At 54.6% G+C, this 22,198-nt stretch carries 26 protein-coding genes; 8 read left to right on the top strand and 18 right to left on the bottom strand.

The window, feature by feature from the left end:
* Positions 1 to 18 precede the first annotated feature (18 nt).
* The 3 genes from TLL_RS07290 to TLL_RS07280 all read right to left on the bottom strand — a co-directional run bounded on the left by TLL_RS07290 (position 19) and on the right by TLL_RS07280 (position 3,449).
* The gene (locus TLL_RS07290; RefSeq protein WP_164920876.1) at positions 19 to 1,896 is read right to left on the bottom strand and encodes a cation:proton antiporter; all 1,878 of its coding nucleotides are present in this window, start codon (positions 1,894 to 1,896) and stop codon (positions 19 to 21) included.
* Between the two features lie 197 nt (positions 1,897 to 2,093).
* Positions 2,094 to 2,396 carry a DUF2499 domain-containing protein gene (locus tag TLL_RS07285; RefSeq protein WP_011057277.1) on the bottom strand — a complete coding sequence of 101 codons (303 nt, stop codon included), beginning with the start codon at positions 2,394 to 2,396 and terminating at the stop codon, positions 2,094 to 2,096.
* Entirely contained in the window at positions 2,397 to 3,449 is a 1,053-nt protein-coding gene (locus tag TLL_RS07280; RefSeq protein WP_164920875.1) for a zinc-dependent dehydrogenase, read from the bottom strand.
* A 534-nt stretch (positions 3,450 to 3,983) separates the two neighbouring features.
* Between TLL_RS07280 and TLL_RS07275 the strand changes: the two genes are divergently transcribed.
* Positions 3,984 to 5,204 carry a YcjF family protein gene (locus TLL_RS07275; RefSeq protein ID WP_011057275.1) on the top strand — a complete coding sequence of 407 codons (1,221 nt, stop codon included), beginning with the start codon at positions 3,984 to 3,986 and terminating at the stop codon, positions 5,202 to 5,204.
* Here the strand turns inward: TLL_RS07275 and TLL_RS07270 are convergent.
* Positions 5,172 to 5,963 carry a WecB/TagA/CpsF family glycosyltransferase gene (locus TLL_RS07270; RefSeq protein WP_164920874.1) on the bottom strand — a complete coding sequence of 264 codons (792 nt, stop codon included), beginning with the start codon at positions 5,961 to 5,963 and terminating at the stop codon, positions 5,172 to 5,174. The two genes, TLL_RS07275 and TLL_RS07270, sit on opposite strands and share 33 nt — an antisense overlap.
* A 90-nt stretch (positions 5,964 to 6,053) precedes the next feature.
* Between TLL_RS07270 and TLL_RS07265 the strand changes: the two genes are divergently transcribed.
* A complete protein-coding gene (locus tag TLL_RS07265; RefSeq protein WP_164920873.1) occupies positions 6,054 to 6,620 on the top strand; it encodes a J domain-containing protein in 567 nt (188 codons plus the stop codon).
* Here TLL_RS07265 and TLL_RS07260 read toward each other — a convergent pair.
* From TLL_RS07260 to ndhC, 4 genes are read right to left on the bottom strand one after another with little or no spacing between them, the layout of a single operon-like run.
* Positions 6,617 to 6,901 carry a DUF3288 family protein gene (locus TLL_RS07260; protein ID WP_011057272.1) on the bottom strand — a complete coding sequence of 95 codons (285 nt, stop codon included), beginning with the start codon at positions 6,899 to 6,901 and terminating at the stop codon, positions 6,617 to 6,619. The two genes, TLL_RS07265 and TLL_RS07260, sit on opposite strands and share 4 nt — an antisense overlap.
* Positions 6,902 to 6,942: 41 nt before the next feature.
* Positions 6,943 to 8,070, bottom strand: coding sequence for a DNA-processing protein DprA (gene dprA / locus TLL_RS07255; protein ID WP_164920872.1), 1,128 nt, complete (start codon positions 8,068 to 8,070; stop codon positions 6,943 to 6,945).
* 6 nt (positions 8,071 to 8,076) lie between these two features.
* On the bottom strand, positions 8,077 to 8,583 hold the full coding sequence (locus TLL_RS07250) for an NAD(P)H-quinone oxidoreductase subunit J (RefSeq protein ID WP_011057270.1): 507 nt from the start codon (positions 8,581 to 8,583) through the stop codon (positions 8,077 to 8,079).
* A 35-nt stretch (positions 8,584 to 8,618) separates the two neighbouring features.
* On the bottom strand, positions 8,619 to 8,981 hold the full coding sequence (gene ndhC / locus TLL_RS07245) for a photosynthetic/respiratory NAD(P)H-quinone oxidoreductase subunit C (protein ID WP_126986108.1): 363 nt from the start codon (positions 8,979 to 8,981) through the stop codon (positions 8,619 to 8,621).
* A 114-nt stretch (positions 8,982 to 9,095) separates the two neighbouring features.
* Here ndhC and TLL_RS07240 point away from each other — a divergent pair, with 114 nt between their 5' ends.
* Positions 9,096 to 10,085: a carbohydrate kinase family protein gene (locus TLL_RS07240; RefSeq protein WP_011057268.1), complete on the top strand. Its 990-nt coding sequence runs from the start codon at positions 9,096 to 9,098 to the stop codon at positions 10,083 to 10,085.
* Here TLL_RS07240 and TLL_RS07235 read toward each other — a convergent pair.
* From TLL_RS07235 to TLL_RS07205, 7 genes are all read right to left on the bottom strand, one after another.
* Entirely contained in the window at positions 10,027 to 10,275 is a 249-nt protein-coding gene (locus TLL_RS07235; protein WP_164920871.1) for a hypothetical protein, read from the bottom strand. The genes TLL_RS07240 and TLL_RS07235 overlap by 59 nt on opposite strands.
* A gap of 272 nt (positions 10,276 to 10,547) precedes the next feature.
* The gene (acsF, locus tag TLL_RS07230) at positions 10,548 to 11,690 is read right to left on the bottom strand and encodes a magnesium-protoporphyrin IX monomethyl ester (oxidative) cyclase (protein WP_164920870.1); all 1,143 of its coding nucleotides are present in this window, start codon (positions 11,688 to 11,690) and stop codon (positions 10,548 to 10,550) included.
* A gap of 87 nt (positions 11,691 to 11,777) precedes the next feature.
* Positions 11,778 to 12,146, bottom strand: coding sequence for an Npun_F0494 family protein (locus TLL_RS07225; protein ID WP_011057265.1), 369 nt, complete (start codon positions 12,144 to 12,146; stop codon positions 11,778 to 11,780).
* A gap of 24 nt (positions 12,147 to 12,170) precedes the next feature.
* Positions 12,171 to 12,827: a hypothetical protein gene (locus TLL_RS07220; RefSeq protein ID WP_164920869.1), complete on the bottom strand. Its 657-nt coding sequence runs from the start codon at positions 12,825 to 12,827 to the stop codon at positions 12,171 to 12,173.
* 282 nt (positions 12,828 to 13,109) lie between these two features.
* Entirely contained in the window at positions 13,110 to 13,853 is a 744-nt protein-coding gene (locus TLL_RS07215; protein ID WP_011057263.1) for a dienelactone hydrolase family protein, read from the bottom strand.
* A 10-nt stretch (positions 13,854 to 13,863) separates the two neighbouring features.
* Complete coding sequence (locus TLL_RS07210; protein ID WP_011057262.1) at positions 13,864 to 14,049, bottom strand: hypothetical protein; 186 nt, start codon at positions 14,047 to 14,049, stop codon at positions 13,864 to 13,866.
* A gap of 26 nt (positions 14,050 to 14,075) precedes the next feature.
* Positions 14,076 to 14,660 (bottom strand): thylakoid membrane photosystem I accumulation factor, encoded by a 585-nt coding sequence (locus TLL_RS07205; protein WP_231833744.1) that lies wholly within the window; start codon positions 14,658 to 14,660, stop codon positions 14,076 to 14,078.
* A 171-nt stretch (positions 14,661 to 14,831) separates the two neighbouring features.
* On the opposite strand from TLL_RS07205, the gene TLL_RS07200 reads away from it, so the two are divergent.
* The 4 genes from TLL_RS07200 to TLL_RS07185 are packed head-to-tail and all read left to right on the top strand — an operon-like array spanning position 14,832 to position 17,647.
* Entirely contained in the window at positions 14,832 to 15,593 is a 762-nt protein-coding gene (locus tag TLL_RS07200) for a DUF4382 domain-containing protein (protein WP_164920868.1), read from the top strand.
* On the top strand, positions 15,590 to 16,069 hold the full coding sequence (locus TLL_RS07195; RefSeq protein ID WP_011057259.1) for a carboxypeptidase regulatory-like domain-containing protein: 480 nt from the start codon (positions 15,590 to 15,592) through the stop codon (positions 16,067 to 16,069). The genes TLL_RS07200 and TLL_RS07195 overlap by 4 nt, the downstream gene beginning before the upstream one ends.
* Complete coding sequence (gene cbiM / locus TLL_RS07190; protein ID WP_164920867.1) at positions 16,069 to 16,755, top strand: cobalt transporter CbiM; 687 nt, start codon at positions 16,069 to 16,071, stop codon at positions 16,753 to 16,755. The genes TLL_RS07195 and cbiM overlap by 1 nt, the downstream gene beginning before the upstream one ends.
* The gene (locus tag TLL_RS07185; protein ID WP_011057257.1) at positions 16,718 to 17,647 is read left to right on the top strand and encodes an AEC family transporter; all 930 of its coding nucleotides are present in this window, start codon (positions 16,718 to 16,720) and stop codon (positions 17,645 to 17,647) included. The genes cbiM and TLL_RS07185 overlap by 38 nt, the downstream gene beginning before the upstream one ends.
* 11 nt (positions 17,648 to 17,658) lie before the next feature.
* On the opposite strand, the gene petM is transcribed toward TLL_RS07185, so the two are convergent.
* Together petM and TLL_RS07175 are read right to left on the bottom strand one after the other, a co-directional pair.
* Entirely contained in the window at positions 17,659 to 17,760 is a 102-nt protein-coding gene (petM, locus tag TLL_RS07180; protein WP_011057256.1) for a cytochrome b6-f complex subunit PetM, read from the bottom strand.
* Positions 17,761 to 17,846: 86 nt separating this feature from the next.
* The gene (locus TLL_RS07175; protein WP_011057255.1) at positions 17,847 to 18,209 is read right to left on the bottom strand and encodes a hypothetical protein; all 363 of its coding nucleotides are present in this window, start codon (positions 18,207 to 18,209) and stop codon (positions 17,847 to 17,849) included.
* Positions 18,210 to 18,329: 120 nt separating this feature from the next.
* Between TLL_RS07175 and bchD the strand changes: the two genes are divergently transcribed.
* Complete coding sequence (gene bchD, locus TLL_RS07170; RefSeq protein ID WP_011057253.1) at positions 18,330 to 20,336, top strand: magnesium chelatase ATPase subunit D; 2,007 nt, start codon at positions 18,330 to 18,332, stop codon at positions 20,334 to 20,336.
* A 67-nt stretch (positions 20,337 to 20,403) separates the two neighbouring features.
* Here the strand turns inward: bchD and groL are convergent, their stop codons facing one another.
* Positions 20,404 to 22,035: a chaperonin GroEL gene (groL, locus tag TLL_RS07165; protein WP_011057252.1), complete on the bottom strand. Its 1,632-nt coding sequence runs from the start codon at positions 22,033 to 22,035 to the stop codon at positions 20,404 to 20,406.
* Between the last annotated feature and the right edge of the window lie 163 nt (positions 22,036 to 22,198).

Genomic DNA, 22,198 nt, shown 5'->3' with positions numbered 1-22,198 from the left:
TGGACGCAGCGCCGTAGATTAGGTTCCCTTGGGGCTAGGAGCTTCACTGGGGACAAGAACTGATTCCACTTGGGTATTCATCTGCCAACCAGAAATCAGGGCCGCTGGCAGTGTGTGGGGTTTGGGGCTGTGGAGCAGGTAAATCAAGCGATCGCCCACTTGCCACTCTTCATGGGCTCGCACCACCCGCAATCCCTCTGGCCGTTCCACCAGGAGGGGAAGCACTTTCCCAGAGCGTATCAAGGCCTCAAGGTGCTGGCGTTGCAATTGCGATCGCTCCTCCTCAATGACCAGTTCCCCAAGACGAACGGCCTCAGTGTTGATATATTGATTCCATTTTTTGATCGACAGTTGTAGGGCAAAGGCTGGACTCAACCCTAAGGGACAATCCTCTAACTCAAGGGCAGCCAAGACCCGTGGCGGGTGAAATTCTTCGAGGACGCGCTGTGCCAACACTGCATTCACCTCTGTGTTACTGGTAACCGCCAAATAGGTGCCCAACTGGGTAATGCCGGCCTCCTGCAAGATATTCAAGTCAAGGGCACTGCTGAGATAGACGGGCAGGTGTTCACGGCGAGCCTGCTCCACCGCTTCTGGATCGGTGTCAATCATCACCACCTCTTCGCCGCGATCGCGCAAAAGCCGCGCCAGCAGCCTACCGAGGGGGGTACAGCCGGCGATCATCACCCCTGAAGCCCCTTGGGCACGGACCTGCAGTTGAGTGGCCACCCAACGCGCTGTTAAGCCTTGGCCAAACACGGTCATCAGGATCGTTAGAAAGACTTGTCCCTTAATGGCATCACCACCACTCATGCCGGCGTTGGTCAGGGTGATGGCAAAGAGGGAAGCCACCGAGGCCGCCACAATCCCCCGCGGGGCAATCCAACTGAGGAAGGCCTTCTGTTGCCAACTGAGATCACTGCCCCAAGTGCACAGAACCACGCCGAGGGGGCGAATGATAAACATCAAACACAGAACCGTGAGCACCCCCGACCAACCCAGCTCCAATAGACCCGCGATCGACAGATCGGCAGCCAAGAGCACAAACAATACTGAAATCGAAAGGGTACTTAATTGTCCCTTAAAGCGGCGCAGCAGTCGCTCCCCCGGCACCTCACCCCAGCGTAGTACCAAGCCGAGAACAACGGCCATCATCAGACCCGACTCGCTCACCAGTTGATCCGAGAGCCAGAACAAGCCCCAAAGAACCGCCAGCACCAGTAAATTGCGGAGATCATCGGCGAGAAACCAAGCGCGACGCAGGAAATGGCTAAGAAACCAGCCACCAATGCCCCCCATCAAGGCACCCACAGCCAAGCGCTGACCAATGCCAAGGGCGATCGCCCCCATGCCGAGGTCTTGATTGAGCACCACATTCAGGACGACGACCGCCAGAATGGCACCAATGGGGTCAATGAGCACCCCTTCCCCTTCCAAAATCACGGCTAACTTGTGCTCGACCCCCACTTGGCGCAACAGGGGACCCACAACCGTCGGCCCCGTTACCACCACAAGGGAGGCATAGAGAAAGGCCAGTTGCCAAGGAAACTCACCAATCCAGTGGGCAGCCATTGCCCCAGCCACAAACGTAACCAATCCCCCCAGCGTCACTAGCTTCCACAGGCTACCTGTAATATCTTGGTCGGCACGACTGAGATCTAAGCTCAGCCCCCCTTCAAAAAGAATGAGTGCGACACAGAGGGGAACCAAAACTTCTATGCCCTCCCCCAACACTTCAGGATGAACCCATCCCAAGCCGCTTGGCCCTGAGAGAATCCCTACCAGTAACAACAGGACAATACTGGGCAGCCGTAGCCAGTGAGCAGCCACTTGGGCACCAATGCCCAGCACAACTGTGATGACGAACAAGGCGGTGAGTTCGGCACTACTTTCCATCGCAGCCTCCACAGAGGTTTAGGCGTTTAGGGCTAGACTGGCGGGCAAGCGTTCCTCCTTCTTCTACGTCAAAGGTCAATACTGGACTGTTGCATTTGTCACACCCCATTGCAGGGGAATCTGATTACAGGATACTGGAAGTCCTTGAGCACTGCCAATTTCAGTTAATTTTGCTAAGGTCTACCTACAGCAAGGGGCTACAGCGCGCTTTGCGATCGCCACCACAGCCAGGCCGCTGCACCACAGAGGGTACAGTTGCCAAGGAATGTGAGCAGGGCTTGCAGATCCACTAACCAGGCCAGTGTTACTGCATTATCAAAGTAATGCCAGGTACAGGCACACATGGCACTCACCAACGCTGGCAGCATTGCCCAGGCCAACCATCGCCAGCCCTGCCCTGGACGGCGGCGATCCAGTTGTGCCACAAACCAGATGGCTGCCATCCACTCCAGGACACTGGAAATATGCACCATCCACGTGGGAATTGATAAAGCGTGCATTTAGGACTCTGGATAGATGAGGATTTTATAGGTTTCCGGTGTCGGGTGTACTGCCTGTTCCACTGCTTCAGCCAGCTTGGATAGAGGATAGCGATCGCTGACGAGGGTTTTGACGTCAATACGGCGGTTAAAGATAATGTCGCAGGCAAGGGACTGCAAGCGATAGGAGGAACTGTAGCTGCCCATGAGGTCAATCTCACGGCGGTAGAGAATGTTGGGATTGAGGGGAATCTCCACTTCGTCGGGAAACTCCGCGAAAAAGAGGATTTTGCCCCCCTTGCGCGTACACTCTAGGGCTTGGAAAAAGGCTTTTTCACTGGGAACGGCCAAGAGACTGACATCTACCCCCAGGCCATGGGTCAGGGCCTGCACCTTGGCACTGAGATCCGGATCGCGGGCATCAAAGGCGGCCGCCGCACCGACTTCCTTAGCTTTGGCAATCCGGGAGGGCAGGAGATCGGTGGCGATCGCCCGCGCCCCAAAGAGATTCACCAACATAATAAACATCAGGCCAATAGGCCCTGCTCCGGTAATCAGTACCGTTTGACCAGGAGCGATCCCCGCTTTTTTCACCGCCTTGAGACAACAGTTAGTGGGTTCAACAAAGCTGGCTTCTTCATCGCTAATAGGATCGGGAATGGGAATCAGTCCCCCATGCTCCACAATGTGTCCCGGCACTTTCACATACTCAGCGAAGCCACCCCCACTGGGAATAAAGCCTGCGGTTGTCGTTACTGTTTTATAGACATGACACATGGAGTAGTTTTCGTTCAAGCAGTAGGCGCAGTGCATACAGGGGATATGGTGCATGACCACCACCCGCTGACCCACCTGCCAACCTGTCACGGCATCGCCCACGGCCGCAATTTCACCCGCTGTTTCATGGCCAAAAATACGGGGCGGCTCATAGAGGGGATAACGAATTTTTTTGATATCCGATTGGCACAACCCAACCACTCTGACCCGCACTAGTACTTCATCAGCAGCAATCTCGGGAATCGGAATCTCTTCGTAGCTGAGTTGATTCACCCCCCGGAACACTTGGGCTTTCATTGAGACCTTTGCGAACGCGTCACCCCTAAAGATAGTTGTCCCTTGCACCGAGGGCAAGTCTTGAGGGTACCACTTTTTGACTTCACGCAAGGAAGAACCCTGCTTCTTTTGCTGCGGAGCAACCAAGTGCTGAACGCCTTAGGGCATCAGAGGTAGAGGCACCAGCCACGACCCACCTCAAAAGCCTCTCTAGAACTAGATTAGTACAGGTCGTTTTCAAGCACCTCAGCCACTTGATTTTTTGCGGGCTGTAAAATTTTTAGTCTGGCTCTCTATTCAGTTGCCCATCCCGCTTTGGGGAATAGGTGCAGAGATTTTCAAGCACCTCTAAATTTAACAAAAACTCTCAAACCATGTCAAGAAGCTAGTTTTGAATATGACTCAATTCAGAGAATATTTAAGCCCAGAGGTGCTTGCATTCTTGAAAGGCGAGCACAAAATTCAGGCTGCATTTCCTCGAGCTTCGCCAATTTGAGTGCTGCTCACTAGTCAAGGTAAGCTAACAAACAGAGGATTTTGCTTGGGGTAAAAGACATGGCTGTTGCTGCCGCCATCATTCTCTTGTTGTTGAGTGGCTGGGTGAATGACCATCCGTGGGGATGGCTACTGATTCTCAGTATGGGGCTGGGCTATTGGTACTGGCGGCGATCGCCAGCTGTGCCGAATGTGGCTTCCCCTCAACCTGCTTTAGATCCCCAATTCATTGAAAAGCAACTAGCAGAGACTCAGAGCCTTTTGCAGGAACTTCCCCCAGAGCGCCAAGCCTCCCTCCAATCCGCCCATCGTCAACTACAACAGCGGTTAGATAACCCAACGGTTGAAGTGTGTGTCCTTGGGCAGTCGGCTGATGCCCTCAATCAGGTGTACCAGGCCGTCGCCACACTACTTGATCGCTGTAGGCTTCAGCAGCAAACACTGGCAACCGTTCCCCAAGCGGACTTAGTGCTTTTGACGGTAAGGGGTACCCTGACCGGCAGTGAGTTTGAGATGCTGCGGGTGTTGCAGGCAGGCCATTATCGCGTGCTGGTGGTGTGGTGCCCAGAAACGGTGCAGGAGCGCGATCGCGTGGCCCTGTGTCTAAAACAGCAATTGCAAGACCTCCAGATCCCCGAAGAGCAACTAGTTCCCTTTACAACGCAGGCTCCTGAATTGTTGACCTCAAGACTCCTACACTACCTCAGCCAGGAGCGAGCCAACCTTGTCCTAGCCGGTACCTATCGCCGTGCCCAACAACTCCATCAACAGGCGCAAGCTGCCCTCAATCACTATCGCCAAGAACGAGCCACTCCCATCATTGAACGCTACCAATGGCTGGCGGCAGCGGCAACGGCAGTGAATCCCCTCCCCCTTTTGGATCTTGTTATGGCGGGGGGGCTCTTGGTGCGCCTCACCTGGGACCTAGGCCAAATCTATCAACGCTCCTTCGGCTTGGCGGATGCTGAACCCCTGGCTAAGGAGCTATTGCGGCTAATGGTGCAATTGGGGGCTGTGGAACTGGGGACCCAATCCCTAGGGCAGTGGCTCAAGGGCAATTCCCTCACCTATCTAGCGGGGAGTTGTTTACAGGGAGCAACCGCAGCCTACGTGTTGCGCCTGAGTGGTCTGAGCTTGATCCGCTACTTTGAGACGGCTACCCAAGCACCATCCCTGCCCTTGGTGGCTCGCTTGCAGCAAAGCCTTCAGTGGGCACAGCAACAGGTGGGACGCTCTCCCCTGCAAACCCTAGGACACTCTCTTGGCTTGCCGTCGGCCTAGCCAATGGCGCAGGAGTTGTCCCGCGAAGAGTACAACAAATGCGGGATTGTTAATCAGATAGCGCTGCCAGAGGCGGCGGGGTTCCTGCAGGAGGCGAAAGAGCCACTCTAAACCGATCGCCATCATCCAGCGAGGCGCTTGAGCCACAACGCCACTGTGAAAGTTGAAGGCCGCTCCCACACCCACCAAGACAACGGGCAGAAAAGGGCTTTGGCGAGCCATCCACTCCTCCTGCTTTGGACAACCAAGGCCGACAAAGACCAGATCCGCTCCGCTATCAAGGATGCGCTGGCGATCGCGGGCCTCCTCCTCAGGGGTCAAGGAACGAAAGGGGGGCGCGTAGGCACCCACGAACTGGATCTTGGGAAAGCGCTGCTGTAGATTCCGTTGCAGACGCTCTAACACTAGGGGTTCACTGCCATAGAGGAAAATACGCCAGCCCGCCTTTTGAGCGCGATCGCACAGAGCCAGCATCAAATCAGGACCATAGACCCGCTCTGCCTCCGGAAAACCCAAGAGCCGTAGGCCCCACACCAAAGGCATGCCGTCAGAAGTCACCAGTTGGGCACCATTGACCACCCGCTGGAAGGGCGATCGCCACACCCCCGTCATGACCACATGGACATTGGCCGCCACCACATAGCCCCCCTGGCCTTGACCAATCCATTCAGCCATGAGATCACAGGCTTTGCTGTAGGTGGTGACATCAATCCGCGTTCCTAAAATATGCGCCGACTGCACCTTGGGGCTACTTCGCATGTTTGACTTGATTCCAGCGTAGGACATTGGTTGCAGAACTAAAGTGAACATCCGACAATGCAAAGCAGATGTCATGTTGTGCCCTGCGGAATGAATCTAGAGGAGTGCTATCGCATTCTGGAGCTGTCACAGGGAGCGTCCTTAGCCCAAGTTAAATCCGCCTATCGACGGCTCGCACGACGCTACCATCCCGATGTCAACCCCGGCGATCGCACGGCCCATGAGAAGTTTATTCTCCTCCAACAGGCCTATGAAAAACTAGTGCAGGTGCTGCCCACCTTTCGCCCTACCCCCATCCCATCAGAACCGCAAACTCCCCCGCCACAAACACCGCCACCGCCCTCTGCCTTTGACATTGAACTGAAACACGCCAGCTACCGCCAACTTCAGGAATTCCTCAAATATCGCTGCTATCAACGTGCCATCTCCCTTGTGGAAGGCTTGGCCAGTCGACTGCCCCAGGATGCAGAAGTAAGGCAGTGGCAAGCCGTTACCTATCAGTGCTGGGCGCGGCAACTCATTCGCGATCGCCAACCCCAAGCGGCACGGGAATACCTGCACCGAGCTCTAAAAGTAGACCCGGATAACCGTCAGCTTTGGCAAGAAGTCGAAAAGGACTTTCGCACCCTTGATCGCCTCTACGGCAAAGCAATCTAAGTCCAATCCTCCTGTTTATTGCTGCCCACCTTGTAAACGCCGCCGCGAGCGTGGATGGCACGGGTACGTTCAAAGAGTTCTTCCTGCGTAAGTTGCCATTTTTCGAGCAGCTCGGCCATTAATTTCTTATTTGTCTCGGCGCCGGGGAAGCCGTCGTAGCGAATCAGCAATCGCCCCAATTCCGCCAAGTTGTAATCACTGATGCCCTCTTGCTGTAGACGCTCGAGGACTAACCGATCTTGAGCTTCGCGAGGATGTTGTAGGTTCTGGGAGTTGGTCATTTCAGCCTCCAAGTGACAAGTGAAATGTTTTATGAAATGTTTTAACAGCCAGTTTTGCGATAGCGATTCCCTGGCTGCTGCTCTACGTAGCCCATCAGCTCTAGGTGGATTAATTCCGCCATGACAACGCCCGTGTCCAAGCAGACTCGCTGCACAATGTCGTCGAAGGCAACACTCTGGCTGCCTTGACTCAGTTGCTGAATCGCCTCCAAAATCTGTTGCTGCGGGAGCGATAGCGTTGGGGATGGGGCTGAGAATGGTGTCGGATCAAGGGGGGGTGTATGCCCTAATAATTGTTCAAGGAGAGCTTCTTCTCCCAAGATAAGGTGTGCCCCCTGATTCACTAAACTAAGGGCACCCTTGGCACGGTGGTTATCCAGATGCCCCGGCAGCACATAGACATCGCGACCATACTCAGCAGCATAGCGAGCCGTAATCAGAGCACCGGATTTGTAGGGAGCCTCCGCAATAATCACCGCCCGACACAGGCCGGCAATGATGCGGTTGCGGCGAGGAAATTGGGAGCGATCGGCACCCACGCCCCTGGGGTACTCGCTCAAGAATCCGCCGCGTTCATGGATCTGGTAATAAAGGGGACGATTTTCCTGCGGGTAGATCATATCCACCCCTGTCCCCAAGACCGCCAGGGTGGCACCGCCAGCCTCTAAGCAGCCACGATGGGCTGCACCGTCAATGCCTGCAGCCATTCCCGAAACGACAGTCAAGCCAGCCTGAGCCAGAGCATACCCCAGCTTGTGCGCCCACCGTTCGGCATATTCTGAGGGATCACGGGTACCGACAATGGCAACGGTTGGTGTGGGTTGACGGAGAATTTCTAAAATACGGTTGCCACCATAGTAAAGCAAGGGTGGTGGATCAGGAATTTCCCGCAGCAGCGGTGGATAACGGGGATCACTCAGTACCCAATGGTCGGGATTGAGCTGGCAGTGGTGTTCGTAGAGAGTGAGGGGTTGGCACTGCTTCCGATAGTGGGCGATCGCCCCTTGGAGTTTAGGACCAATCCCCTCTACCTGTCCAATAGCTGCTATGGGCGCTTGCCAAGCCGTTTTCAAATCCCCAAAGTGTTCCCAGAGGCGCTTGAGTAACACCGGACCCAGGCCGGGTACTTGTGACCAGCTATACCAGTAGGCAGCATCAGGGGGAACCAAGGGGGCTTAGTAGGCTTCCTGCAATTCGTAAAAGTCAGGGGTGATGTAGTCTTTGCGCAAGGGCCAACCCACCCAATCCTCCGGCATGAGGATGCGCTTCAGGTTTGGGTGCCCCTCATAGACAATGCCAAACATATCGTAGGACTCCCGCTCTTGCCAGTCGGCTGTTTTCCAAATCCAATAGACCGAAGGCACACGGGGATCATCCCGCGGCACAAAGACTTTAATGCGTACCTCTGGGGGACGATCGGCATTATCACTGAGTTTGATCAGGTGGTAAGTACTCACCAAGTCTTGGCCGGGGCCCGAATCATAGGCGGCTTGACACCGCAAATAGTTAAAGCCATCGGCATAGAGGGTCTGGCACACCGCCAGCAGGCGATCGCGATCGACTTTGATCATTTCTACGCCAGAGGCATCCCTACCAAGGGATTCCACACTCAGGTTTTGAGACTGTAGGAGGCGGCCGACAGGGCCAGCTTCAACAATGGGGGCTTCCGGGGTGTCACTCATGTTCGCTGCTCCAACTTAAACGGCTATCGACTCACTCAGGACCATTCAAGGGCACGTTTGCGCCATGCATAGACCAGAGCCACGACCAGAATGGCAATGAAAATCAAGGCTTCAATGAAGGCCAGCAATCCCAACTGATGGAAGGCCACTGCCCAGGGATACAAAAAGACCGTCTCCACATCAAAAATGACAAAGACGAGGGCAAACATGTAGTAGCGCACATTAAACTGAATCCAGGCGCCACCAATGGGTTCCATCCCCGATTCGTAGGTCGTCAGGCGGATCATCCGCCCCGATTTGGGGCGTAATAGGGCAGAAGCAGCCAAGGCCAGTACCGGTACCAGACTACAAATAATCAAAAAGCCGAGAAAATACTCGTAACCACTGAGAACAAACACAGTTGCAGTGTCCCTCAATCTTGGAATCGCTACCATTTTGACACACTCCCCTAGCAATCGCTAGGCTAGGGATCAATAGAAAAAACTAAATTCCCCAATAGCGAATCATTAGCAATGTCCCAACCCACTGTCCTCTGTGCTGGCGAAGTTCTCTTTGACTGTTTAGAAATTCCCCCGGATCCCCCCCAATGTTTTCTCGGGGGTGCCCCGGCTAATGTTGCCTGTGGTTTAGTGAAGTTGGGCGTGAGTGCGGCCTTTTTAGGGGCTGTGGGGGAGGATCCCTTGGGGGAGCGAGCCTGTGCCGAATTGGCCGCCTTGGGGGTCAATATCGAAGCGGTTGAGCGGGTAGCTGGGCTGCCAACGCGGCAAGTGCGGGTTCAACTGGTGGAGGGCGATCGCCAGTTTGTCGGGTTTGCCCCAGCGGGAACCTCTGTCTTTGCGGATATGCAGTTCTGTGGCCAGCAGGTCTCGCCATTGTTACTGACTGGGGCACGATTTTTTGTCACTGGGACCCTCGGACTCGCCAGTGAACCCACCGCCACCACCATTGCACATCTGGTGCACCAACTGCGGCAAAAAGGTACCCTTATTCTCATTGATGCCAATTGGCGACCCATCTTTTGGTCTGATCCAAGGGTTGCTCCTGAGCGCATTTGTCCTTTTCTGGCCCAGGCGCATTTCCTGAAACTTGCCAAGGAAGAAGCAGAATTATTTTTCTCCGACAGTGATCCCCAAGTTGTTTATCGTGCCCTTTGGGGGAGAGCGCCTGACCATGGGGTGGTCATTACTGACGGGGATCAAGCGATTCGCTACTTTTGGCACGAAAATCAAGGGGAATTACAACCACCCTCGATGTCAGTTGTGGATACCACTGGTGCCGGTGATGGCTTTGTTGCGGGTTGGATTGCCCAATTATTGCAGGGCACTCCAGAAACCTACCGTGATCCCGCATGGCAGGTTGCCTGTTTAGAATTTGCCACGGTGGTGGGGGCGCTAGTGACAACAAAACGGGGAGCGATCGCGGGCCAACCAACCCTTGCTGAGGTCAGGCAATGGCTTCGGGATCATCCTCAGAGAAAAATACAAACGCACTCAACGGGCTAGCAGCGGTTGATGGGCTGGCGGCGATCGCGGGCTCATTCCCACGGGCAGGGATAGCTGACCCCAAGGGACAGGCCCGCCAAAATCCCCGCACTGGCACATTCAGTTTTTCGCAGATACCACCGCGTCGTCCTTCGGAATAATAGAAGCGGCAAAAGCGGCAAGTTGTGGGAGTGACAATTGGGCTGTCCATCGCGGGGATCAACTCCGAAGTAAAATCTTTAGGCTCTCTACCTTCCATCCTATGAAATTGCCCCCAGGGACTTTTTCAGCGATCACAGGGTGAAAGGGGCCTAGGGAGTTCGTTTTGGCGATCCCCGGTGCTCAAAACTGCTTTTAGATTCTTTTCATACTCCCGCAATACTCCGTAATAATACGGACATCAATCGTAGGAAAAACAAAAAAAGGGTTACGTTTGGCCACGCAACCCGGAAAGACCACTATATTTCTTGGGGACGGCGGAAATTAACGCACCGCAACCCGTGTCGGTTCCTTGGCAGGAATCAAGAATAACTTGATCATCTGCCACACATTCGAGAGATAAAGGGGAAGTTTCTTGAGGAAGCCCCCGTTTTGCTTGGCAATTTCTGTGAGCTTAGCGTTATTTTCGACACATCGCTCTAACCGCTGATAAAATTCTGGGTGATCGACATCGAGAATCACCGGGAAAACACGGCCTGCGGTTTCATTGGTTTTTGCAATGACCTCGCGATCGTACTCACGGGCATCCAAGCCAAGGGCAGTATAGAATTTCGCCCGCTGCAAATCGTTGAGATACATTGTGGCAAAGACCGACAGCAGGAAGAAGCGGCACCACAGTTTCGGTGGTACCCAGCAAACCATGAAGTAGCGTGCCCATTTCTTACCCGAGAGGGAGAGGGGAATTTCCTTAATTTTTTGCCAGAAGGTGCGCGGACGATCTAGCATTTGCGGTTGGGCACGCATGACGGCATCAAAGAAGTCACCGTGGCGGTTTTCGTCTTGGCACCAGTTCTCAAAGAAGCGGAAGATGGGATAGATGCGATGTTCGGGATGCTTTTCTAGATGGCGGTAAATCGTAATGTAGCGCCAGTAGCCAATTTTCTCAGAGAGGTAGGTGGCGTAGAAGATGAATTCCGGTTCAAAGTAGGTGTAGCTGCGGTGCTGGGTCAAAAAGCCCAAGTCCAGAGACAGGTTAAAGTCAGCCATGGCTTTGTTGAGGAACCCAGCATGGCGGGCTTCATCGCGAGACATAAGGGCAAAGCACTCCGCCAGTAGGGGGTTGCGATCCTTGAGCCTGCGGCTGAGTTCTTTGTAGAGGAGAAAGCCAGAAAATTCGGCTGTGCAGGAGCGCTCTAAAAATTCAATGAATAACCGGCGAGTTTCGCCATCAATGTGATCCCAAGACTGTTCAAATTCTTCGTCCCGTACAAAGTGGTGGCGGTTGTAGTCGCAGCGGAATTCCTCAAGGATGGCCTCAAGTTCTGCTTTATTTTCAGTAATATCCATGTTGGCCATCGCTTCAAAGTCGGTGGTGTAGAAGCGGGGCGTGAGGATGGTTTCCTTGGCGGGGGCTTTGATGCCCGGCCGCAGTTCTTCAAACTCTGGTTTAGCGACGGTATTGACCATAAAAAAGCTGCGTCTCGCTTTTGCTAAGGGCACTCATAGAGCATGGTAGCGAAAATCACCGATGCGTTACAGCTCGTTACAGAACTGTTACATTCCCCACCAGCGGCTGAGTCGATTGCGCCAGCGATCGCCCCAAGAGGCCGACCATGTGGGTTGGCTGTAGTTTTGAATTAACTGTTGCCCTAAGGGCGTGAGGCGGTAGCGATCCGTGAGACCTTGGCCATCCACTTCGCGGCGCAGTAAACCGACGCGGATCAACCAGTCCAATTCTGCTTCTGCTAGGAGCGCGGGCAAAGGCGATCGCGTGAATCCAGATTTGAGACCCCCCTCTCCGGCAATTTCTGCAAGGGCTACACTCCGCTGCTGCATTGTTTGAAACAAGGGCGGCAAAAAGGGACTACAGCGCAGGGCGCGATCGCCCCGTTCCAAGACCTTGGCAGAATACGCGATGACCACAGGCTGCGTCCTTAGGAGAAAACCTCAATAGCTGCTATCAATGAAGGTTGCCCGATCATGCACTGACTTACTGGGGGGGGTCTGAGGGGGTTGGGCCCCTGAAGAGGTGGATGGCACAGAGGGGGCTCCTGCCTCCTGACGACGGCGTTCCGGCAAGATTACCCGCTCCATGATGAACTCAATCGTGCCCCTGCGTAGCCATCCCCGTGCCACCAAAATATCCCCGAGCCTTGCCCCTGTTGCTCGCTGATCTGCTAAGGCGACTTCAATTTGCGCCGGTGTCACCAATTCTGCCTCGACGAGATAGTTGCCCAAGCGCTTCGTGTAGCTGTCATCCTGGGGACGCTGAGCAGCGGAGCACTTTTTCGGACGTTCCTCAGTCTCTGCGCTCACGCCCGGCAGGCTCTCAAAATCATGCCGATCTCCCGCTAGGGCAACCAAACACGCTTTGATGTTCATGAGAATTTCGGCTGCCCGGCGGGGTTGATTTTGCTGGGCTGCCTGCTCCAAGAGTCGAGCTTCTGCCTCAATCAGTGTTTGTCGTGATGCCAAGGCTGCGACTTGTAAAATCCGTGCCTGCTGCTGAAGTACAGCCATATCCCGTTCAAGAAGGGCTTTTTTGCACTGCTTGAGAACAAGCGCTCCCTGCTTCAGCAGGACTTTGTGGGTTGAAGTACTCATCACTAAAACAGCTTGGGTAGAGGAATTTTAATAGTTGGATGTTAAGCTTACTGGCAGTTGCCCTGGATGTTCCTTGGACCATGGGGAACACAAATCTATCTTTACTATAGCCTTTGCATTGAAGCCATTGTGCTGCAACTGCGTCAAAGTAAAGTTCTTTAAAAATTCAGGTCATACAGCCCGCTTCTAAGACACAGGGCACCTCAAGGCACTTTGAGCCTCTGTCACGGTGGCTTCCCCAGTGTTGGGCAGGTTGCATCCCCATAAAAAGGGCTGTCATTGTCAGTGTTGCTGCCGTAGGACGGTGTTGAAGAGGTTTTTCACCTGTTCCCAGGCATCCCGTGCTGCTGCTGCATCGTAGCTGTCCCGTTGATCGCAGAAAAAGCCATGATCCGCAGGATAGATGAAGATGTGGTGGCGAATGCCATGGTGGCGCAGCGCCGTTTCAATTTGTTTCACCTGCTCCATGGGAATACTTTGGTCGCGATCGCCAAAGAAGGCATAGAGTGTGCCACGAATTTTTGGTGTGATTTCAATCGTGGGTAGGCCACCGCCGGGGGTCATGGTTGTAATCCCAGCACCATAGAATGAGGCCGTGGCCTTAATGTCCGGCAACTGGGCCACCAGATAGGCCACATGACCCCCAAAGCAAAAGCCAATGGTACCAATGGCGTCGCCATCCACCTTTTCGAGGCCACGCAGATAGGCAATGGTGGCTTGGGTGTCACTGAGGAGTTCCTCGGCTGTGGTTTGGTTTTTGTACTGTCGCCCCAAATCAATATCAGCCGCAGTGTAGCCCGTTTCAAAGCCGGGGGCGAAGCGTTGGTAAAGGGCGGGGGCGATCGCCACGTAGCCTTCGCGGGCAATGCGTTCGGTCACATCGCGGATATGGGCATTGACGCCAAAAATTTCCTGAAAGACAATCACTGCTGGATAACGGCCGGCAGCCACTGGCTCTGCCAAGTAGGCATCAATTAGCAGATCGCCATTGACGACTTTAACCCAACGACTGGTCATCTCCACCATCGTGAACCTCCTAGGCAGAAATGTCGAGGTCAGGAAAGGTGCGCTTGAAGTCGCTAATCAATTCATCCAGTTCCGCGAGGGCGGATTCAATGTCAATCCTGAGGGTGCCATTGCCGGGGAGGTCCAAAAGCTTTTTAAGGCTCTCCCGCTTCGCCAAGACAATCGCTAAACGTTCCTGTAGGGTAGGTAACTCCATGTTTTACCTCGCTCCAAGGTTTACTTTTACTGTACCGCTCCCTTGGACAGATTCTCCCCTTTAGGAGGTGTGGGGGGCACCAGTTCCACATTGATTTCATTCACAGGGCGCGGCCGCAGTTCCAAAGATTGCGATCGCGGCAGCAGGTCAAAGATTTCGCGAAAGGTGTCATCGAGGGTTTCAAAGGGCACGGTACCGATAAATTCCTGCCGCAATTGCCCTTGGCGATCGAAAATCAGCGTTTGCGGCACCCGGCCTTTATAGTAGTAGCCCGCTTCATTGGAGGCGAACTGCGCCCCAAAGGGCAAGGCATCCACATCAATGGCGATAAAATCTGTCACTCGACCATAGGAGCCCTGCAACCGAGAAATGGTTGAGGCAAACTGCTTGCAGTCGCGGCTATCGTTCACATAAAACAGCAGCAATGTGGCGCGATCGCTCTGGCGCGATTTCTCAAGGGTCACTTTGGGCGGCACCAAGGAGCCATTGCCAGCATAAAGAGCAAAGATGTTCCCATCGTAGCGATCGTCTTGTAACCCTGCCCAACTCGGTGTTGTCCACAGTCCCCACAGCAGTAGGACAAGTCCTAACCAGCCCCAAACCTGTTTCATTTTCTGCTCCATGAGATTCCTTCTGTAAAGACACTATAGCGTCACGCCATCCCCCTCCCGTGGATTGTAGAACCGATGCCGCACCTTCTAAGCTACAAAAAGGGTCTTTACTGCTTTTGCCACTGGCTACAGGGGTCCTCCTTCTGGGGCTTGTTCGGAGTGAGCAAACGAATGAATTTGTACCGACGTTTAGGGATGGTCATTATTTTCAGTACAGCACTCCTAGTCAGTTGTGCGCCAGCCTCGCAAAAGGGGACTCTCCAGCTCTATGCCAATGGCGAAGAACGCTTGCAAACGGGATGGACCAGCAAAGATGGCTGGCAGCTCCAGTTTGACCATGTGTATTTAACCTTGGGAACGGTGACGGCCTATCAAACTAATCCTCCCTTTGATCCTGAGGGGGGCGATCGCCCCAAAAGTGAGGTCACGGTTGTCTTTAGCGATCCAGTGACGGTGGATTTGGTGAGGGATGAGCGTCCCCTGGTGGGCAGTACTGTGGCGGCAGTGGGTCACTTTAATGCCCTGCAGTGGCAGACCGTTGCGCCTAGTTTACAACTGGTGGGCACAGCACAACGAGGCAGTGTCAGGGTGCCCTTTAACCTGACGTTGGATCAGCCCTTGGCGTTTGTTTGTGGCGACTACATTGGCGATCAGCGCAAGGGGATTGTGGCAGCCAATAGCGCTGCTGATCTAGAGATCACATTGCACTTTGATCATCTTTTTGGGGATGGGGCTGAACCACCAACTGCAGCGATCAATCGAGATGCGGTGGGTTTTGACCCCTTTGCCGCGATCGCTACACCTGAGGGAGTCACGGTTGATTGGACAGGATTACAGCAAAAACTCAGGTCCCAGGACTTTGAAAGACTGCGCAAGGTTCTTAGCAGCCTGGGGCATGTGGGGGAAGGTCACTGTCGGGAGGTCTCCCTATGAAGATGGTTTTAGTGAGTGGTGCGGTCCTCGGATGGATGGTTCCTAAAGCCCTTGCCCATGGGGTGGATTTGCGCTACGAGCCCCAACAAGTTATTCGCATTACAGCGAAGTACGACAGTGGTCAACCGCTGGCAGATGCTAGGGTGCAGGTCTTTGCTCCCGATCGCCCCCAAGCAGCCGTTATTAGTGGTACCACCAATGCCCAAGGGGAATTTCAGTTTGTCCCCGATCGCCCCGGTCAGTGGCAGGTACAGGTACGCCAAGCCGGGCACGGGGGATGGCTGACTATTCCAGTCGCGCCTCAGGGGCAAACAACAACGGCAGCCGCGATCGCGGTTGCTCCAAGGGTGCCAACCACCCTTTCCCTGAGTCAATACACCCCTGCTCAAATCACAGTCATGGTCTTGGCGGTGCTGTGGGGTGCCATTGGCACTGCTTGCTTTGCGTGGTCACGACGGCGAGTAGAGGTGGAGTAATGCACATTCCCGATGGTTTAGTTCCGCCTCTGTGGTGCGGACTGGGCTACGCCGCTAGCGGTGGCCTCCTCTGGTGGTCTTGCCGCCGTTTACAGCGGGCGACGGTGGATACGCTGGCGATCGTCCCCCGTTTAGCCTTGTTAACAGGTGCTTTTTTCACTGCTTCCGCTGTCTATATTCCGGTGCCCCCCGCCAGTGTCCATCTCCTATTCCTGGGCAGCTTGGGGGTGCTTTTGGGGGAAGGGGCGATGATCGCCGTGGTGGTTGGGTTATTTCTACAGGCAGTCATGTTTGGGCATGGGGGCCTGACCACCCTTGGCCTCAATGCTCTGATCATGGGCATACCAGCACTGGTGGCGGCGGCTGTGTTTCGGGGGGTGTGGCATCGCTGGCCACCCAGGGGGCGATCGCTCCTGGGGTTGCTTCTAGGCAGCGGGGCAGTGTTGTTGGCGGTTTTCCTCTTTAGCGCAGTTGTTATCCTAAGCTTGCCAGCCACCTTAGATCAACAGCGGGAGTGGTTAGCGATTACTGCCATCGTGATTGCCCATCTGCCCCTTGCTATCTTGGAGGGAGTGGTTACGGCTTCACTGCTGGTCTTTTTGGCCAAAGTCAAGCCAGAATTCCTCTCCCAAGGCCTATCGTTTTCCGGTGAAAATTCTCCTTACCCTACTGCCAACCCTCGCTGAACTGTATGGATGGGTCTTTCTATGCATGGGCATTGGCTATGGCAGTAGTCGCTTTTTACCCCCAAGGACGGGGGGTTGGCTAGCACAAGGGCTATTCTGGGTGGGGACGCCCCTAACGGCATTGAGCTTTATTGTCACAACCAAAATTGCAGGTCACAGTACCTTGGCTCCCCTGTTGGCGTGGCTAGGGATGGGGATCGGCGTTGGTTTGGCGTGGCTGTGGTTGCAGCAATATCCTGCTCACACTCGGCAGGAGCAGGGCAGTTTTCTCTTGGCGACCATGGTGGGCAATACCGGTTTTATTGGCTTTCCGATTACTTGGCGACTGTTGGGCCAGGAACACTTTAGCTGGGCGTTGTTTTTTGATCTGATGGGAACCCTCCTCATTTCCTATAGTGCGGGCATTGGGGTGGCGGCAAGTTTTGGCGATCGCGCAATTTCCATCTCAAAACTGCTGTGGCACATTGGCCGTAATCCAACCCTCTGGTGTGTCGGCGTCGGACTGCTGCTGCGACAACATCCCCTACCGGCGATCGCTCAACAGGGCCTCTTGACCTTGGCGTGGTTAATGGTGATTGCTGGACTCATCTATATGGGCATCTGCCTTGGGGAAGCCCCCCTCAAGCTGCAATGGCAGCGCATTCTTCCCTGTTTGACCATCAAGATGTTGTTGGTGCCACTGCTGCTGGGAATAGGGTTAACCCTGTTTGGGGTCACAGGTCCGCCACGCCTAGGGATGGTACTCCAAGCAGGGATGCCCCCCGCCTTTATGACGCTGATCTTAGCAGATGTTTATCACTTAGACCGCGCCTTTGCCGCTAGCTTAATTTTGACTAGTCTGTTTGTCTTAATTCTTTTGTTGCCCCTGTGGCTCGTGCTCTTTGCCGGCTAGGGGCGTTTTGCTTAATCGTCTGGGGTCAAGCGCAACAGCAGGTAGCCTGCACCTAAACCCACCAGAACCAGTGTAAAGGTAATTACCGCAGTGTTGAAAATCTCTTCTGCCATAGAGCGACCTCAGTTAACAAGAGCTGATTCTAACATTTCCCGTGAAATTCCCCATCTGGGTAGTTCAGCGAAGGGGGTGCCTTTGCTTACCATGGCTCCAAAACAGGTTCGCGCAGCAATTCATAGGTACCGCGATTGACGGTCAAGAAGATTCCCTGGGGTGTTTTAGTCAATAGATACGTGTACTCACCATTAACTGCTTCAAAATAGTACCCTTGAGGACTCCAATCCCGCAGCGGCAGCCGAATCGATAGGCGCGGATCCTGCTTGTGTCGTGCCATATAGTAGGCAGGGCGATCGCCCCCACAGATAGTCACCCAATAGCTACGGGTCTGCGTGGCTACAAACGTCCTCTCGTAGGAGCGACAGGAGAGGGGACGTGCCAGCGCCGCCAGAGGTGTCAGGATCAAGAGGGTCACGGCAGCAGTGGTCTGCCCAAAGGATTTCATGAGTGGGATTCCTTATGGGTTTTTATGGGTTTCTCACTCCACTCTAGCCAAGGAGGCGGGAAAGCGCTGCCGCCCTCGGTAAGATAGGAATGATCACTGCTGTTTACCCAAAAGGATGCAATGACGCTCGCGATCGCCCCCTTTCCCATCACTGCTATCGTTGGTCAAGAGGCTATTAAGCTGGCACTGCTGTTGGCCGCCGTTGATCCCGGTTTGGGGGGAGTGATCATTGCGGGGCGGCGCGGTACTGCCAAATCCGTGCTGGCGCGGGGAATTCATGCCCTATTGCCCCCTATTGAAGTCATTGATCAGGGGGAGATTCCAGTACCGATCATTGCCAACCCCGACCCTGAATGCCCTCAAGAGTGGGATAGCCGCTTGCAGGCTTGGCGCCAAAGCCATCCCCATGGGGAGTTGAAAACCAAAGTCATTCCAGCCCCCTTTGTGCAAATTCCCCTAGGGGTAACGGAGGATCGCCTCTTGGGGGCCGTGGATGTGAGTCAATCAGTGCAGCGGGGCGAAGCGGTTTTTCAGCCCGGCCTATTGGCGGCAGCCCACCGGGGGGTGCTCTATGTGGATGAAATGAATCTCTTGGACGAGCAACTGGCCAATGTCCTGATGGCGGTGCTTAGTGCTGGGCGCAACCAAATCGAGCGGGAGGGGATTAGTCTAGATCATCCCTGTCGTCCCCTTTTAATTGCCACGTTTAACCCCGAAGAAGGGGAAGTCCCACCCCATCTGCTCGATCGATTTGCGATCGCCCTATCAGCGGATCAGGTGCTGGGCTTGGATGAGCGGGTCGCAGCGGTGGATCATGCCACCCAATTTGCGGATTCGCCCCAGGCCTTTTTGCAGCAGTACGAAGCTGAGCTAGAGGATCTGCGCACCCAAATTATCCTGGCGCGGGAATGGCTCAAGGAGGTGAAAATTCAACGGCAGCAAATTGCCTATCTCGTCACCGAAGCCCTACGAGCCGGCGTGCAGGGTCATCGGGCAGAACTCTTTGCGGTGCGGGTAGCCAAAGCCCACGCTGCCCTTAATGGTCGTAGTGAAGTCAATGCCGAGGACCTCCGCCGCGCTGTTGAACTGGTGATTGTGCCGCGAGCCACTCAACTGGAACCGCCCCCGGAGCAGCCACCGCCACCCCCGCCGCCCCCCCCAGAGAACCAGCAGTCTGACCCCAACGCAGAACCCGATGAACCAGAGACGCCACCGGAAGAGCAGCAGCAGACCCCACCCATTCCTGAAGAATTTGTCTTTGAAGCCGATGGCACGGTCTTGGATGAGTCAGTGCTCTACTTTGCCCAACTGACCCAACGCCAAGGGAAATCGGGGAGTCGCAGCCTCATTTACTCCCAAGATCGCGGTCGCTACATCCGCCCCATTTTGCCCCGTGGTCGAGGGGGGCGAATTGCCGTGGATGCCACCCTGCGCAGCGCGGCTCCCTACCAAAAATCCCGTCGCCTACGTCAACCCCAACGCCGCGTTATTGTTGAAAACAGTGATCTGCGGATCAAACGCCTAGTGCGCAAAGCGGGTGCCTTGATTATCTTTGTTGTGGATGCCTCTGGGTCGATGGCGCTGAACCGGATGAACTCCGCCAAAGGAGCTGTCCTACGCCTTTTGACCCAAGCCTATCAAAACCGTGATATGGTGGCTCTCATTCCCTTTCGCGGTGAACAGGCAGAGGTGCTCCTACCCCCCACCCGCTCCATTGAGGCAGCGCGGCGGCGCCTGGAAACGCTCCCCTGTGGGGGTGGCTCCCCCCTTGCCCACGGCCTCACCCAAGCGGTACGGGTGGGCTTGAATGCCCGCCAAAGCGGTGAAATTGGTCAAGTGATGATTGTGGCCATCACCGATGGTCGGGGCAACGTCCCCTTGAGCCGTTCCCTTGGGGAAACCCTACCGCCGCAGACGAAGCCGGATGTCAAAGCCGAGGTACTGGAAATTGCCGCCAAGATTCAAGCCCTGGGTCTAAAGCTCTTGGTCATTGATACTGAGAATAAGTTTGTCTCCACAGGGATGGGCAAGGAATTGGCACAGCAAGCGGGGGGTAAGTATTACCATCTACCTAAGGCCACCGATCAGGCGATCGCCCAAGTCACCCAGAACGCCCTGCAATTTTAGCTATGAATAAAAAACTCTCCCCCCAGTTAGAGAGGAGAGAAAATAGCAACGTACTAGGGCAACCAGCCTACATCATGCCGCCCATGCCCCCCATACCGCCATTAGCGGGGGCTGCAGGTTTAGGTTCCGGTTTTTCGACCACAAGGGCTTCTGTGGTCAGTACCATGCCAGCGATCGAACCTGCATTTTGCAGGGCAGAGCGTACCACTTTGGCAGGGTCAATAATACCTGCACTGACCAAATCCTCATAGGCGCCGGTTGCAGCATTAAAGCCATAGTTAAAGTCGCCAGCACGGACATTTTCGACGACAACGGCTCCTTCGGCACCCGCATTGTCAGCAATTTGAGCCACTGGCGCTGCCAAGGCACTGGCGACGATGCGCGCCCCTGTTTGCTCCTCAGGACTAAGGCTAGGCAGGAGTGCGTCAATGCGACTGGCCAAGTGGAGCAACGTCACGCCACCGCCAGGGACAATCCCTTCAGCCACTGCTGCTTTTGTGGCATTGAGGGCATCCTCCAGGCGGAGTTTGCGATCCTTCAATTCCGTTTCAGTGGCGGCACCCACTTTGATCACAGCCACACCCCCCACGAGCTTGGCAATCCGCTCTTGTAGCTTTTCTTTGTCGTATTCGGAGTCGGTCTCGGCTAACTGCTGCTTGAGCTGTTCGACCCGCTTTTGAATATCGGCTTTATTGCCCTTCTCCGACACAAGGATTGTCGTGTCTTTGGTGACGGTGACCGAGGAGGCTTCCCCTAGCATTGTCAGTTCCACATCCTCTAGGGTCAGACCGACTTCTTCAGAAATGACTTGACCACCCGTGAGAATGGCAATGTCTTGGAGCATGGCTTTACGGCGTTCGCCAAAGGCTGGAGCCTTGACAGCGACGACATTGAGGACGCCCCGCAGTTTATTGACCACCAGGGTGGCCAGGGCTTCTCCTTCCACGTCTTCAGCAATAATCACGAGGGGACGACCACTGCGAGCCACTCTTTCTAGGGTGGGAATCAGGTCTTGGATGCTCGTAATTTTTTTGTCCGTTAGGAGTAGATAAGCATTGTTGAGTTGGACAATCATCCGCTCTGGATCGGTCACAAAGTAGGGGGAGATGTAACCGCGATCAAATTGCATCCCCTCAACAATTTCCATTTCTGTCTGCAGGGATTTCGATTCTTCAATGGTGATCACGCCATCTTTGCCCACCTTGGCCATGGCTTCACTAATCATTGCCCCCACTTCGGGGTCGTTGCCGGCAGAAACAGTTGCCACTTGGGCAATCATATCCCCCTCAACGGGTTTGGCTACTTCGGCAATGCCATCCACAATTGTTTTGATGGCTTTTTCCATGCCCCGCTTAAGAGCAATGGGGTTGGTGCCGGCAGCCACGTTTTTGAGACCTTCGCGGATCAGGGCTTGGGCAAGGACGGTTGCGGTGGTGGTGCCATCCCCAACCACATCATTGGTTTTGGCGGCCACTTCCCGCATGAGTTGAGCACCAGTATTTTCGTAGGCATCTTCCAGTTCGATTTCCTTGGCGATCGTCACGCCATCGTTAACAATTTGCGGTGCACCATACTTTTTCTCGAGCACCACATTGCGCCCTTTGGGGCCAAGGGTAATTTTCACGGCATCGGCAAGGGCATTAATTCCGCGTTCGAGCGATCGCCGGGACTCTTCATGAAATGCAACTAACTTTGCCATCGGTGGCTATCCTTTAGTAATAGTAACTTGGAGATCGGGATTGAGGAACTGCAAACTTCGCAGACTGCAAGCCAGTGTTCACAATACTCTGGAGCAGTGTCTTAGGGCAATACGAGAAGATGTAGAGGATTCCGCACTTGCTCGCCCATCCTGGCAACACATC

This window comes from Thermosynechococcus vestitus BP-1, assembly GCF_000011345.1.
Taxonomy (GTDB): Bacteria; Cyanobacteriota; Cyanobacteriia; order Thermosynechococcales; family Thermosynechococcaceae; genus Thermosynechococcus; species Thermosynechococcus vestitus.
Note: the sequence above shows the minus strand (reverse complement) of the source record. Positions and strands in the feature narration are given on the sequence as shown.